Source organism: Shigella sp. SIG3, assembly GCF_053555855.1.
Window position 1 is genome coordinate 1 of record NZ_JBQZXE010000097.1, and the last position, 14,691, is coordinate 14,691.

Consider the following 14,691-nt stretch of genomic DNA (forward strand, 5'->3'; position numbering starts at 1 on the left):
CTGGAGTCATTACCCAGAAATTGAACAAAAAATGTTACAGCACACGCCGATCAGACGTCTGGGCCAACCGCAAGATATTGCTAACGCGGCGCTGTTCCTTTGCTCGCCTGCAGCCAGCTGGGTAAGCGGACAAATTCTCACCGTCTCCGGTGGTGGGGTACAGGAGCTCAATTAATACACTAACGAACCGGTAAACGGTCGTATGTGTTGTTTACCGGGATAGCGTGTGCAATTCATCAACGTCTCTGCTAAACAACTGGCAGCCAAATCACGGCAATTGGTTAACCAATTGCTGGGTGAAAAGTATACGAATAGAGTGTACCTTCGCACTATTCAACAGCAATGATAGGCGCTCACCTGACAACGCGGTAAACTAGTTATTCACGCTAACTATAATGGTTTAATGATGGATAACATGCAGACTGAAGCACAACCGACACGGACCCGGATCCTCAATGCTGCCAGAGAGATTTTTTCAGAAAATGGATTTCACAGTGCCTCGATGAAAGCCATCTGTAAATCTTGCGCCATTAGTCCTGGGACGCTCTATCACCATTTCATCTCCAAAGAAGCCTTGATTCAGGCGATTATCTTACAGGACCAGGAGAGGGCGCTGGCTCGTTTCCGGGAACCGATTGAAGGGATTCATTTTGTTGACTATATGGTCGAGTCTATTGTCTCTCTCACCCATGAAGCCTTTGGGCAACGGGCGCTGGTGGTCGAAATTATGGCGGAAGGGATGCGTAACCCACAGGTCGCCGCCATGCTTAAAAATAAGCATATGACGATCACTGAATTTGTTGCCCAGCGGATGCGTGATGCCCAGCAAAAAGGCGAGATAAGCCCAGACATCAACACGGCAATGACTTCACGTTTACTGCTGGATCTGACCTACGGTGTACTGGCCGATATCGAAGCGGAAGACCTGGCGCGTGAAGCGTCGTTTGCTCAGGGATTACGCGCGATGATTGGCGGTATATTAACCGCATCCTGATCCTCTCATTTCGCGGGCTGGTGATAACTGTGCCCGCGTTTCATATCGTAATTTCTCTGTGCAAAAATTATCCTCCCCGTGTTCGGAGAATTCCCCCCCAAAATATTCACCGTAGCCATATGTCATGAGAGTTTATCGTTCCCAATACTCTCGAACGAACGCTCGATTGCTTGTTTTATGGCTTCTGTCAACGCTGTTTTAAAGATTAATGCGATCCATATCACGCTGTGGGTATTGCAGTTTTTGGTTTTTTGATCGCGGTGTCAGTTCTTTTTATTTCCATTTCTCTTCCATGGGTTTCTCACAGATAACTGTGTGCAACACAGAATTGGTTAACTAATCAGATTAAAGGTTGACCAGTATTTTTATCTTAATGAGGAGTCCCTTATGTTACGTCCTGTAGAAACCCCAACCCGTGAAATCAAAAAACTCGACGGCCTGTGGGCATTCAGTCTGGATCGCGAAAACTGTGGAATTGATCAGCGTTGGTGGGAAAGCGCGTTACAAGAAAGCCGGGCAATTGCAGTGCCAGGCAGTTTTAACGATCAGTTCGCCGATGCAGATATTCGTAATTATGTGGGCAACGTCTGGTATCAGCGCGAAGTCTTTATACCGAAAGGTTGGGCAGGCCAGCGTATCGTGCTGCGTTTCGATGCGGTCACTCATTACGGCAAAGTGTGGGTCAATAATCAGGAAGTGATGGAGCATCAGGGCGGCTATACGCCATTTGAAGCCGATGTCACGCCGTATGTTATTGCCGGGAAAAGTGTACGTATCACCGTTTGTGTGAACAACGAACTGAACTGGCAGACTATCCCGCCGGGAATGGTGATTACCGACGAAAACGGCAAGAAAAAGCAGTCTTACTTCCATGGTTTCTTTAACTATGCCGGGATCCATCGCAGCGTAATGCTCTACACCACGCCGAACACCTGGGTGGACGATATCACCGTGGTGACGCATGTCGCGCAAGACTGTAACCACGCGTCTGTTGACTGGCAGGTGGTGGCCAATGGTGATATCAGCGTTGAACTGCGTGATGCGGATCAACAGGTGGTTGCAACTGGACAAGGCACCAGCGGGACTTTGCAAGTGGTGAATCCGCACCTCTGGCAACCGGGTGAAGGTTATCTCTATGAACTGTGCGTCACAGCCAAAAGCCAGACAGAGTGTGATATCTACCTGCTGCGCGTCGGCATCCGGTCAGTGGCAGTGAAGGGCGAACAGTTCCTGATTAACCACAAACCGTTCTACTTTACTGGCTTTGGTCGTCATGAAGATGCGGATTTGCGAGGCAAAGGATTCGATAACGTGCTGATGGTGCACGATCACGCATTAATGGACTGGATTGGGGCCAACTCCTACCGTACCTCGCATTACCCTTACGCTGAAGAGATGCTCGACTGGGCAGATGAACATGGCATCGTGGTGATTGATGAAACTGCAGCTGTCGGCTTTAACCTCTCTTTAGGCATTGGTTTCGAAGCGGGCAACAAGCCGAAAGAACTGTACAGCGAAGAGGCTGTCAACGGGGAAACTCAGCAGGCGCACTTACAGGCGATTAAAGAGCTGATAGCGCGTGACAAAAACCACCCAAGCGTGGTGATGTGGAGTATTGCCAACGAACCGGATACCCGTCCGCAAGGTGCACGGGAATATTTCGCGCCACTGGCGGAAGCAACGCGTAAACTCGACCCGACGCGTCCGATCACCTGCGTCAATGTAATGTTCTGCGACGCTCACACCGATACCATCAGCGATCTCTTTGATGTGCTGTGCCTGAACCGTTATTACGGTTGGTATGTCCAAAGCGGCGATTTGGAAACGGCAGAGAAGGTACTGGAAAAAGAACTGCTGGCCTGGCAGGAGAAACTGCATCAGCCGATTATCATCACCGAATACGGCGTGGATACGTTAGCCGGCCTGCACTCAATGTACACCGACATGTGGAGTGAAGAGTATCAGTGTGCATGGCTGGATATGTATCACCGCGTCTTTGATCGCGTCAGCGCCGTCGTCGGTGAACAGGTATGGAATTTCGCCGATTTTGCGACCTCGCAAGGCATATTGCGCGTTGGCGGTAACAAGAAAGGGATCTTCACTCGCGACCGCAAACCGAAGTCGGCGGCTTTTCTGCTGCAAAAACGCTGGACTGGCATGAACTTCGGTGAAAAACCGCAGCAGGGAGGCAAACAATGAATCAACAACTCTCCTGGCGCACCATCGTCGGCTACAGCCTCGGTGACGTCGCCAATAACTTCGCCTTCGCAATGGGGGCGCTCTTCCTATTGAGTTACTACACCGACGTCGCTGGCGTCGGTGCCGCTGCGGCAGGCACCATGCTGTTACTGGTGCGGGTATTTGATGCCTTCGCCGACGTCTTTGCCGGACGAGTGGTGGACAGTGTGAATACCCGCTGGGGAAAATTCCGCCCGTTTTTACTCTTCGGTACTGCGCCGTTAATGATCTTCAGCGTGCTGGTATTCTGGGTACCGACCGACTGGAGCCATGGTAGCAAAGTGGTGTATGCATATTTGACCTACATGGGCCTCGGGCTTTGCTACAGCCTGGTGAATATTCCTTATGGTTCACTTGCTACCGCGATGACCCAACAACCACAATCTCGCGCCCGTCTGGGCGCGGCTCGTGGGATTGCCGCTTCATTGACCTTTGTATGCCTGGCATTTCTGATAGGACCGAGCATTAAGAACTCCAGCCCGGAAGAGATGGTGTCGGTATACCATTTCTGGACGATTGTGCTGGCGATTGCCGGAATGGTGCTTTACTTCATCTGCTTCAAATCGACGCGTGAAAATGTGGTACGTATCGTGGCGCAGCCGTCATTGAAGATCAGTTTGCAAACCCTGAAACGGAATCGCCCGCTGTTTATGTTGTGCATCGGTGCGCTGTGTGTGCTGATTTCGACCTTCGCGGTCAGCGCCTCGTCGTTGTTCTACGTGCGCTATGTGTTAAATGATACCGGGCTGTTCACTGTGCTGGTACTGGTGCAAAACCTGGTTGGTACTGTGGCATCGGCACCGCTTGTGCCGGGGATGGTCGCGAGGATCGGTAAAAAGAATACCTTCCTGATTGGCGCTTTGCTGGGAACCTGCGGTTATCTGCTATTCTTCTGGGTTTCCGTCTGGTCACTGCCGGTGGCGTTGGTTGCGTTGGCCATCGCTTCAATTGGTCAGGGCGTTACTATGACTGTGATGTGGGCACTGGAAGCTGATACCGTAGAATACGGTGAATACCTGACCGGCGTGCGAATTGAAGGGCTCACCTATTCACTATTCTCATTTACCCGTAAATGCGGTCAGGCAATCGGAGGTTCAATTCCTGCCTTTATTTTGGGATTAAGCGGATATATCGCCAATCAGGTGTAAACGCCGGAAGTTATTATGGGCATCCGCACATCAATTGCCTTAGTACCTTGCGGATTTATGCTACTGGCATTCGTTATTATCTGGTTTTATCCGCTCACGGATAAAAAATTCAAAGAAATCGTGGTTGAAATTGATAATCGTAAAAAAGTGCAGCAGCAATTAATCAGCGATATCACTAATTAATATTCAATAAAAATAATCAGAACATCAAAGGTGCAACTATGAGAAAAATAGTGGCCATGGCCGTTATTTGCCTGACGGCTGCCTCTGGCCTTACCTCTGCTTACGTGGCGCAACTGGCTGACGATGAAGCGGGACTACGCATCAGACTGAAAAACGAATTGCGCAGGGCTGATAAGCCCAGTGCTGGCGCGGGAAGAGATATTTACGCATGGGTACAGGGAGGATTGCTCGATTTCAATAGTGGTTATTATTCCAATATTATTGGCGTTGAAGGCGGAGCGTATTATGTTTATAAATTAGGTGCTCGTGCTGATATGAGTATCCGGTGGTATCTTGATGGTGATAAAAGTTTTGGCTTTGCCCTGGGGGCAGTAAAAATAAAACCCAGTGAAAATAGCCTGCTTAAATTAGGTCGCTTCGGGACGGATTATAGTTATGGTAGCTTACCTTATCGTATTCCGTTAATGGCTGGCAGTTCGCAACGTACATTACCGACAGTTTCTGAAGGAGCATTAGGTTATTGGGCTTTAACACCAAATATTGATCTGTGGGGAATGTGGCGTTCACGAGTATTTTTATGGACTGATTCAACAACCGGTATTCGTGATGAAGGGGTGTATAACAGCCAGACGGGAAAATACGATAAACATCGCGCACGTTCTTTTTTAGCCGCCAGTTGGCATGATGATACCAGTCGCTATTCTCTGGGGGCATCGGTACAGAAAGATGTTTCCAATCAGATACAAAGTATTCTCGAGAAAAGCATACCGCTCGACCCGAATTATACGTTGAAAGGGGAGTTGCTCGGCTTTTACGCGCAGCTCGAAGGTTTAAGTCGTAATACCAGCCAGCCCAATGAAACGGCGTTGGTTAGTGGACAATTGACCTGGAATGCGCCGTGGGGAAGCGTATTTGGCAGTGGTGGTTATTTGCGCCATGCAATGAATGGTGCCGTGGTGGATACCGACATTGGCTATCCCTTTTCATTAAGTCTTGATCGTAACCGTGAAGGAATGCAGTCCTGGCAATTAGGTGTCAACTACCGTGTAACTCCGCAATTTACGCTGACATTTGCACCGATTGTGACTCGCGGCTATGAATCCAGTAAACGAGATGTGCGGATTGAAGGCGCGGGTATCTTAGGTGGTATGAACTATCGGGTCAGCGAAGGGCCGTTACAAGGGATGAATTTCTTTCTTGCTGCCGATAAAGGGCGGGAAAAGCGCGATGGCAGTACGCTGGGCGATCGCCTGAATTACTGGGATGTGAAAATGAGTATTCAGTATGACTTTATGCTGAAGTAAGAAATAACGCCGGAGAGAAAAACCTCCGGCGTTTCAGATTGTTGACAAAGTGCGCGTTTTTTATGCCGGATGCGGCGTAAACGCCTTATCCAGCCTACAAAAACTCATAAATTCAAAGTGTTGCAGGAAAAGGTAGGCCTGATAAGCGTAGCGCATCAGGCAATCTCTGGTTTGTTTTCAGATGAAAACGCCGGAGTGAAAATTCTCCGGCGTTTTGGCCGTGAATTACTGCTGCGGAATTGCCGGTACAGCCGGAACGTTAAGAGCTGGCATCGCAAACATGCCAACAAAATCTTCTAACGACATTTTCTGCCCATTTAACGTTATCTGACCGTTAGCATATTGCAGGCTGGTGGTGATGGTATTGTCCTGCAAGGTGGTCAGACGGAACATCTGCCCCATTGCTGATGCACCTTCAACTTGCTGTTTCGCCAGTTTTTTCGCTTGATCTTCCTGATAACCTTCCAGCTTCGCTACCTGAGTCATCAACTCAGTTGCCATATCCACCGGAATGGTCAGTTTCGCATCCAGAGATTTAACCGAACGATCTACTTCCTGCGCCAGCGTTTGCGGCGCTTCTTTAGTCGTTGCCGGATCTTTCAGGAACAGCGACAGATTCAGCGCACTTTCACCCTGACTGTTTTTCCAGCTTAGCGGCGCGATAGTAATCACCGGATCGCCTTTCAACATCAGCGGCAGGGCGCTAAAGAAGGCTTCCGTCACTTTCTCCTGATAAAGTTCGGGATTGTTGGCAATTTCTGGCTGTGCCAGCAGCGCCTGAGTTTGCGCGTTATATTGCTGGCTAAACTGATGCCAGGCTTCACCATCAATCTGGCCGACTTTTAAAGTCAGCTTGCCGCTGCCCAGATCCTGATTCTGTACCTTCAGGCTGTTTAGCGAGTAATCCAGTTGGCTATTGATCGTTTTACCGTCATTGACCAGATCCGATTTACCGCTGATCTCCATGCCTTCCAGCAGTGCCAGTTCTTTGCCTTCCACTGAAATGGTCATTTTTTCCAGTGACAGTTTTTGGTTTCCTACGCGCTCACCAAAACTTCCCAGCGTGCTGGAACCGTCGGTTTTCAGATTATTAAAGGTCAACTGCACTTTCTGGTTGTATTCGTTAACTGCGTCTATCCGACCACTTTGCGCCTCCCCGGAAAGGGAGATGGCTTTGCCGTCTCTGTCAGCATTTAACTGGAACTCGCCGCCGCTAAAGGCGACTTTTTCATCCTTTTGCTCGTAATTCAGTGGATTGAGCGAAATATCGGAACTGGAATCACCGCTGTAACCAATGCGCGAGTTAATCTCAAAAGGCGTTTCACCTTTTGCCATATCAAACAGTGGTTTGCTTACTTCGTTATTAACCAGCGTGGTTTGAATTGATGCCATCGACGGGATCAGGTTCAGTTTTTTAAGCTGGGCAAGCGGGAAGGGACCATGATCAACCGATTCGTTGAAGATGACGCTCTGACCGCTTTTAATCCACGGATTTTCTTTCCCAGCAATGGGTTTCACCAACAGTTGCAACTGGCTGCTGAATACGCCGCGATGATAGTTTTGATAACTCACTTCCAGGTTGGATTCAGGAGCTGTCAGTTTGAGTTGCGCGTTCGCCTGCGCGACCATGTCTTCGAGATGGGTTTCAATCTTCTTGCCTGTATACCATGCGCCGCCTGTCCAGACTACGCCTAGCGCAACAATGACGCCTACCGCTACCAGCGATTTATTCATAATGATTATCCATAAAATGAAATCAGGCGGACTGGCCGCCTGAAGGTGTTATAAGCCTTTAATAAGCTTAGCAAGAGATGTTAATTTTTTCAGTAAGCTCTTACAGCTTGTTGTAAACACGCGCTAAACGGCCGTGGCCTTTGACAGTCACCGGTGATTTGTTGGCGGCAATAAACGCTGATTCACCCGGTTTAAGCTGTAACTGCTGAGAACCTTTCCACAACGTTGCATCGCCTTCGACGCAGAACAAAATGGCGGCACTCTGCTGGCTGATGGTGGTTTCTTTATCCCTAAGGTCATGCAGCGAGAAGGCAAAATCATCCACAGGAATCGGGAAGCCCAGTTCTGCACCTTGTTTCACCGGCTGGGTCAACAACTGGTTAGCCGGTTTGGCTTCGAATTTCACATTGGCAACCAGTTCCGGAATATCAATGTATTTAGGCGTCAGACCTGCACGCAGCACGTTATCGGAGTTCGCCATCACTTCCAGCGCCACGCCTTGCAGGTAAGCGTGCGGTGTTTCAGCGAACAGGAACATCGCTTCGCCAGGATTCAATTTCACCACATTCAGTAACAGCGGGGAGAACAGGCCGCTGTCTTCCGGGTAAAATTCAGAAATTAAACGAATCGTTTGCCACGGTTCACCCTGCTGACTGTCGAGCGCCGATTTTAAAATCGCCAGCGCGCGGGATTTTTCTTCACCCTGCATATTCAACAGGTTGGCGAACAGTTCGCTTAAACGTTCGGCATGTGGCTGTTGTAAAAAGTGAGCAATCGCCGGATGTGCACCGGCGACCGGCTGGAGTAGGGAGACAATCTCGGAAAATTCACGAAACGCGTTCATCGCAAGGAAAGGCGTCAGCGCAAAAACCAGCTCCGGCTTGTGGTTAGGATCTTTATAGTTACGCTCGGCGGCATCCATCGGGATACCTGCGGCATTTTCTTTGGCAAAACCGATTTCAGAATTGTGTTTGTTTGGATGAACCTGAATGGAGAGTGGCTGTGCTGCGCATAATACTTTGAACAGGAAAGGCAGTTCGCCAAAGCGTTTGGCAACGGCCTCTCCGAGCAGAGTCGATTTATCACTCTCAATCACATCACGCAGTGAAACGATATCTCCGGCGGCATTCTGCACTCGTGAACTGCTTTTCGGATGTGCGCCCATCCACAGCTCGGCCATCGGCTGGCTGGACGGATTTTCCATACCATAAAGTTCAGTCAACGCCGTTTTGCTACCCCAGGCATAGTTTTGCACTGAGTTAATGAGTTTTTGCATGATCAATCCCTGTTTTAATGTGGAAATTAATCCCGCTATTAAAGCAAGAATCCTACGGGAAGTAACCTGGAGCCGCAAAAAGTCGTACTAGTCTCAGTTTTTGTTAAAAAACTGTGTAGGATATTGTTACTCGCTTTTAACAGGGCAACGGAACACCCGCCCAGAGCATAACCAAACCAGGCAGTAAGTGAGAGAACAATGTCAAACAAACCCTTTCATTATCAGTCTCCTTTTCCACTCAAAAAAGATGATACTGAGTATTACCTGCTAACCAGTGAACACGTTAGCGTATCTGAATTTGAAGGGCAGGAGATTTTGAAAGTCGCACCCGAAGCGTTAACTCTGTTGGCGCGTCAGGCGTTTCATGATGCGTCGTTTATGCTGCGTCCGGCTCACCAACAACAGGTGGCCGACATTCTGCGTGACCCGGAGGCCAGCGAAAATGATAAATATGTGGCGCTGCAATTCCTGCGTAACTCCGACATCGCGGCGAAAGGCGTTCTGCCAACCTGTCAGGATACCGGCACCGCGATTATTGTTGGTAAAAAAGGGCAGCGTGTATGGACCGGTGGTGGTGATGAAGCGGCGCTGGCGCGCGGTGTCTATAACACTTATATCGAAGATAATCTGCGCTACTCGCAAAACGCGCCGCTGGATATGTATAAAGAAGTGAATACCGGCACCAATCTGCCAGCGCAGATCGATCTTTATGCCGTTGATGGCGACGAATACAAATTCCTCTGTATCGCAAAAGGTGGTGGTTCGGCAAACAAGACGTATCTCTATCAGGAAACCAAAGCGTTACTGACGCCGGGGAAACTGAAAAATTACCTGGTTGAGAAGATGCGCACGCTGGGTACCGCGGCCTGTCCTCCGTATCATATTGCGTTCGTTATTGGTGGAACTTCTGCAGAAACGAACCTTAAAACGGTGAAACTGGCTTCCGCGAAATACTATGATGAACTGCCAACGGAAGGGAATGAGCACGGTCAGGCGTTCCGCGATGTGGAACTGGAAAAAGAATTACTGATCGAAGCGCAAAATCTCGGTCTGGGTGCGCAGTTTGGTGGTAAATACTTCGCTCACGACATCCGCGTGATTCGCCTGCCACGTCACGGCGCATCCTGTCCGGTTGGTATGGGTGTTTCCTGCTCTGCTGACCGTAATATCAAAGCGAAGATCAACCGTCAGGGGATCTGGATCGAAAAACTGGAACATAATCCAGGTAAATATATCCCTGAAGAGCTGCGTAAAGCGGGAGAAGGCGAAGCGGTGCGCGTTGACCTTAACCGTCCGATGAAAGAGATCCTCGCACAGTTGTCGCAGTATCCCGTTTCTACACGCTTATCGCTTAACGGCACGATTATCGTTGGTCGTGATATTGCTCACGCCAAACTGAAAGAGCGGATGGATAACGGTGAAGGGCTGCCGCAATACATTAAAGATCATCCGATTTACTACGCGGGTCCGGCCAAAACGCCGGAAGGTTATGCCTCCGGTTCTCTTGGCCCAACGACCGCCGGACGGATGGATTCTTATGTCGATCAACTGCAAGCGCAGGGCGGAAGTATGATCATGCTGGCGAAAGGCAACCGCAGCCAGCAGGTGACGGATGCCTGTAAAAAACACGGCGGCTTCTACCTTGGCAGTATCGGTGGTCCGGCCGCTGTATTGGCGCAGGGAAGTATTAAGAGCCTGGAATGTGTTGAATATCCGGAACTGGGAATGGAAGCCATCTGGAAAATTGAAGTGGAAGATTTCCCGGCGTTTATCCTTGTGGATGATAAAGGAAATGACTTCTTCCAGCAGATACAACTCACACAGTGCACTCGCTGTGTGAAATAAACAGAGCCGCCCTTCGGGGCGGTTTTTTTACATGGCACGAAAGACCAAACATTTGTTATCAAATAGTAAATAATGAGTGAGCTAAAAGTTGCTTAACGAAAGCAAAACAGAAAGAAAAAATTAATCAGGTGAGGAGCAGGCCATGAATACAGTACGCAGCGAAAAAGATTCGATGGGGGCGATTGATGTCCCGGCAGATAAGCTGTGGGGCGCACAAACTCAACGCTCGCTGGAGCATTTCCGCATTTCGACGGAGAAAATGCCCACCTCACTGATTCATGCGCTGGCGCTAACCAAGCGCGCAGCGGCAAAAGTTAATGAAGATTTAGACTTGTTGTCTGAAGAGAAAGCGAGCGCCATTCGGCAGGCGGCGGATGAAGTACTGGCAGGACAGCATGACGACGAATTCCCGCTGGCTATCTGGCAGACCGGCTCCGGCACGCAAAGTAACATGAACATGAACGAAGTGCTGGCTAACCGGGCCAGTGAATTACTCGGCGGTGTGCGCGGGATGGAACGTAAAGTTCACCCTAACGACGACGTGAACAAAAGCCAAAGTTCCAACGATGTCTTTCCGACGGCGATGCACGTTGCGGCGCTGCTGGCACTGCGCAAGCAACTCATTCCGCAGCTTAAAACCCTGACACAGACGCTGAGTGAAAAATCGCGTGCATTTGCCGATATCGTCAAAATCGGTCGAACCCACTTGCAGGACGCCACGCCGCTAACACTAGGGCAGGAGATTTCCGGCTGGGTAGCGATGCTCGAGCATAATCTCAAACATATCGAATACAGCCTGCCTCACGTAGCGGAACTGGCTCTTGGCGGTACAGCGGTGGGTACTGGACTAAATACCCATCCGGAGTATGCGCGGCGCGTAGCAGATGAACTGGCAGTCATTACCTGTGCACCGTTTGTTACCGCGCCGAACAAATTTGAAGCGCTTGCGACCTGTGATGCCCTGGTTCAGGCGCACGGCGCGTTGAAAGGGTTGGCTGCGTCACTGATGAAAATCGCCAATGATGTCCGCTGGCTGGCCTCTGGCCCGCGCTGCGGAATTGGTGAAATCTCAATCCCGGAAAATGAGCCGGGCAGCTCAATCATGCCGGGGAAAGTGAACCCAACCCAGTGTGAAGCATTAACCATGCTCTGCTGTCAGGTAATGGGGAACGACGTGGCGATCAACATGGGTGGCGCTTCCGGTAACTTTGAACTGAACGTCTTCCGTCCGATGGTGATCCATAATTTCCTGCAATCGGTGCGCTTGCTGGCAGATGGCATGGAAAGTTTTAACAAACACTGCGCAGTGGGTATTGAACCGAATCGTGAGCGAATCAATCAATTACTCAATGAATCGCTGATGCTGGTGACTGCGCTTAACACCCACATTGGTTATGACAAAGCCGCGGAGATCGCCAAAAAAGCGCATAAAGAAGGGCTGACCTTAAAAGCTGCGGCCCTTGCGCTGGGGTATCTTAGCGAAGCCGAGTTTGACAGCTGGGTACGGCCAGAACAGATGGTCGGCAGTATAAAAGCCGGGCGTTAATCTGCAACATACAGGTGCAGCCGTGGAATGATCAAACGAAGCGGCTGCGCTTGAGGTTTATAACGGTGCTGCACATTGTCGGCATCGTAATTTAACAACTCACCAACGTCCGGCACGCCCGCGCCATTATCCCGATTAATCAGTGCAATCAGTGGTGTAGGGCAGGCGTGTTGGACTTGTTTTTGATCTCCTTTGTACCAGACGCGGGCAATCGGCTGCACCTTCACTGGACGTTTGATTTTTAACTTCGCGTTCTGTGGCAGGGCAGCGATATCCTGATACTCTCGCTCCAGTTTTCTTTGCCACTCCTCGCGCGTCCACGGTGCGACACTACGTGGTGATTTCAGGCTTTTTTCCAGCTGTGCCAGGACTTCATCACGATGCAAATTCTTAATGATATGTTTATTAGCCCAACCAAAGCGTAAAGTGGCGGGGTCGTGCAGAACGGTGAGCGTGCGGTAAGCATTAAGGGTGATCAGCCCCGGCAAATGACGATGCACCCATTCAAAACGTGCCGCGGTGGGGAGTTCTGATTCAACCGTGACGATATGCTCGAACGTGGTCTTGAGTTTATTGATGTGCTGAATATGACTGACCAACGCTGCTTGCGAAAGGTTATCGACCTGGTAACACAACACGCCAGGCAGACGGACAGCGGCCTTGCTGCTGCGATTTTCGGACTGTTGTTGAATAAATAAATGGCGGAAATGACGCAACGCCAGCGACTGCGCGTCGTTGCCGAGATGTTGTTTTACCTCAATACGATTAAGCGGATTATGCTCATCCTCTTTTTTTACCTCCGGCAAAGAGAACACGCGGGCAACCAATAGCTTGTGTTGCTCAAGATGAGCGGCAAATGTAGCCAGCTCTTGTTCCATCTGGCGAAAGGTAGTGTTGAGTCGGTCTACGAGATCGTAACGCGCCATAATATTAACCACTTTAGTTACAACATACTTATTTTATAGCACAGTCGTTGTGACTTGACCATCGTGCGCGTAGTGTCAGGCAGAGGTAAATTGCGGGATGTTATGCCATAACGGCCAGCTAAACGAGAAGCGAGCACCACCCAGTTCGCTGATGTCACAATTAACCGTACCGCCCATTGCCAGTGCTATAGAGTGGACAATTGCCAGCCCCAGCCCGCAGCCGCCGGTTGAGCGATCCCGGCTGGGATCGAGGCGAACAAAAGGTTCAAAGATATGTTCGCGGTTTTCTGGGGCAATCCCTGGGCCATCATCCTCAACAATTAATGTCGCTCTATTCCCCGACAGTAGCAGGCTGGTTTCAACCGTTGAATGGCAGTAGCGCAGGGCGTTATTGAGCAAATTATCCAGCACGCGCTCCATTAAGCGCATATCCAACGCCGCATAATGGCCTTGCATGAGCGTTTTTATCCGTACCGTTTTATCGGGCGTTACTGCCTGAATATCTGCCAGATGCGTTGACAGCCACAACGGCAGGTCTGGTTCGCTAAGATGAAGCTCGTTTTGTGGGCGATCGAGTCGGGCATAAGTCAGCAGCTCTTCAATTAAAGCTTCAAGTTGACTGATATCACGATTCAACGCCTGGGATTCGGCGGCGCTCAGGTTATCGCTCATCTCCAGTCGATAACGCAGGCGCACTAACGGTGTTCGCAGTTCGTGAGCGATACCGTCAATAAGCTGTTTTTTGCTGGCAATTAAGGCGTTGATATTGTCCGCCATCTGGTTAAATGCGATACCAAGTCGTTCAAAGCTCGAACCCTCATCAAAGTGGATACGTTCATTGAGATGCCCATCGCCAAATCGTTGCGCCGCTGCTTCCAGTTTTAACATATCCTGCCAGTGCGGACGCATCCAGATAAACACCGGAAAGGCGAGGGAAATAGCAATAAAAGCGATCAGGGCGATATCCAGCAATCGCATTTGATGGAGGTAATAAAGATAAGGAACAGGACCAACTGCCAGCACGTAGTGGCTGCGCGGGATACGCTGCAAAAACGTGTACTGATCGTCCAGGGCGACAATTTCGCCGCCACGCAGTCGGTGCATGGAAATATCATCAAGATGGTATTTACTCAGTGGCTCGACACGCAGATCGAAAGAGAGATTTAAATCCATCTCTTTCAGCGTCTTACCCCAGTCGTGTGGGGGGATCTCTCGCAATTCGCTGCGCATCAGATACAGCGAACTGTTCATCAAATCATCCAGCGACTGTTTGCCCGCGCGTTCGGCGGTAAATTTGTACACCAGCCCAACCAGCAGAGACATCACAAGGAAGCAGACAAACAATAACAGGTAAAACTGGATAAACAATTTTTTCATTGGCATCGCCCTCAACAGAATACTATTCGTATTAATTCACGACTGTGGAGCAATGTAAACCGCCAACTGGATAAGACCTTGTTTGGAAGATAATGTCCGGAACAGACGGATGTATCCCCG

General features: G+C 49.8%; 10 protein-coding genes and 1 pseudogene. 7 read left to right on the forward strand and 4 right to left on the reverse strand.

Translation table 11 applies throughout. The annotated features are described in order from the left end of the window. From ACUU1I_RS15465 to uidC, 5 genes and pseudogenes are all read left to right on the forward strand, one after another. Positions 1-175: SDR family oxidoreductase (locus ACUU1I_RS15465; protein ID WP_078130772.1), on the forward strand; the 175-nt coding region annotated here is incomplete at its 5' end. Between the two features lie 228 nt (positions 176-403). Further along, entirely contained in the window at positions 404-994 is a 591-nt protein-coding gene (gene uidR, locus ACUU1I_RS15470; RefSeq protein ID WP_000969092.1) for a DNA-binding transcriptional regulator UidR, read from the forward strand. A gap of 387 nt (positions 995-1,381) precedes the next feature. Continuing rightward, complete coding sequence (gene uidA / locus ACUU1I_RS15475; RefSeq protein ID WP_000945928.1) at positions 1,382-3,193, forward strand: beta-glucuronidase; 1,812 nt, start codon at positions 1,382-1,384, stop codon at positions 3,191-3,193. Next, a pseudogene (gene uidB / locus ACUU1I_RS15480) lies at positions 3,190-4,563 on the forward strand (glucuronide transporter). Before uidA ends, uidB begins: the two are co-directional and overlap by 4 nt. 38 nt (positions 4,564-4,601) lie before the next feature. Beyond that, positions 4,602-5,867, forward strand: a complete 1,266-nt coding sequence (gene uidC / locus ACUU1I_RS15485) for a glucuronide uptake porin UidC (protein ID WP_152030601.1) — start codon at positions 4,602-4,604, stop codon at positions 5,865-5,867. Between the two features lie 225 nt (positions 5,868-6,092). Here the strand turns inward: uidC and ACUU1I_RS15490 are convergent, their stop codons facing one another. Both ACUU1I_RS15490 and manA read right to left on the reverse strand, forming a co-directional pair. Further along, the gene (locus ACUU1I_RS15490) at positions 6,093-7,601 is read right to left on the reverse strand and encodes a YdgA family protein (RefSeq protein WP_001043364.1); all 1,509 of its coding nucleotides are present in this window, start codon (positions 7,599-7,601) and stop codon (positions 6,093-6,095) included. 100 nt (positions 7,602-7,701) lie between these two features. Next, a complete protein-coding gene (gene manA, locus ACUU1I_RS15495; RefSeq protein WP_001170670.1) occupies positions 7,702-8,877 on the reverse strand; it encodes a mannose-6-phosphate isomerase in 1,176 nt (391 codons plus the stop codon). A gap of 198 nt (positions 8,878-9,075) precedes the next feature. On the opposite strand from manA, the gene fumB reads away from it, so the two are divergent. Then, positions 9,076-10,722 carry a class I fumarate hydratase gene (fumB, locus tag ACUU1I_RS15500; protein WP_000066660.1) on the forward strand — a complete coding sequence of 549 codons (1,647 nt, stop codon included), beginning with the start codon at positions 9,076-9,078 and terminating at the stop codon, positions 10,720-10,722. Positions 10,723-10,864: 142 nt separating this feature from the next. Continuing rightward, on the forward strand, positions 10,865-12,268 hold the full coding sequence (fumC, locus tag ACUU1I_RS15505) for a class II fumarate hydratase (protein WP_001099067.1): 1,404 nt from the start codon (positions 10,865-10,867) through the stop codon (positions 12,266-12,268). On the opposite strand, the gene tus is transcribed toward fumC, so the two are convergent. Together tus and rstB are read right to left on the reverse strand one after the other, a co-directional pair. Beyond that, entirely contained in the window at positions 12,265-13,194 is a 930-nt protein-coding gene (tus, locus tag ACUU1I_RS15510; protein WP_000135186.1) for a DNA replication terminus site-binding protein, read from the reverse strand. The genes fumC and tus overlap by 4 nt on opposite strands. 75 nt (positions 13,195-13,269) lie before the next feature. After that, complete coding sequence (gene rstB / locus ACUU1I_RS15515) at positions 13,270-14,571, reverse strand: two-component system sensor histidine kinase RstB (RefSeq protein ID WP_000732490.1); 1,302 nt, start codon at positions 14,569-14,571, stop codon at positions 13,270-13,272. Positions 14,572-14,691: the final 120 nt, after the last annotated feature.

Bases quoted from the DNA above. Each gene is read 5' to 3' on its own strand.
- rstB (WP_000732490.1), bottom strand. From the start codon at position 14,571: ATGAAAAAATTGTTTATCCAGTTTTACCTGTTATTGTTTGTCTGCTTC.
- uidA (WP_000945928.1), top strand. From the start codon at position 1,382: ATGTTACGTCCTGTAGAAACCCCAACCCGTGAAATCAAAAAACTCGAC.
- manA (WP_001170670.1), bottom strand. From the start codon at position 8,877: ATGCAAAAACTCATTAACTCAGTGCAAAACTATGCCTGGGGTAGCAAA.
- tus (WP_000135186.1), bottom strand. From the start codon at position 13,194: ATGGCGCGTTACGATCTCGTAGACCGACTCAACACTACCTTTCGCCAG.
- uidC (WP_152030601.1), top strand. From the start codon at position 4,602: ATGAGAAAAATAGTGGCCATGGCCGTTATTTGCCTGACGGCTGCCTCT.
- fumB (WP_000066660.1), top strand. From the start codon at position 9,076: ATGTCAAACAAACCCTTTCATTATCAGTCTCCTTTTCCACTCAAAAAA.
- ACUU1I_RS15490 (WP_001043364.1), bottom strand. From the start codon at position 7,601: ATGAATAAATCGCTGGTAGCGGTAGGCGTCATTGTTGCGCTAGGCGTA.
- fumC (WP_001099067.1), top strand. From the start codon at position 10,865: ATGAATACAGTACGCAGCGAAAAAGATTCGATGGGGGCGATTGATGTC.
- uidR (WP_000969092.1), top strand. From the start codon at position 404: ATGATGGATAACATGCAGACTGAAGCACAACCGACACGGACCCGGATC.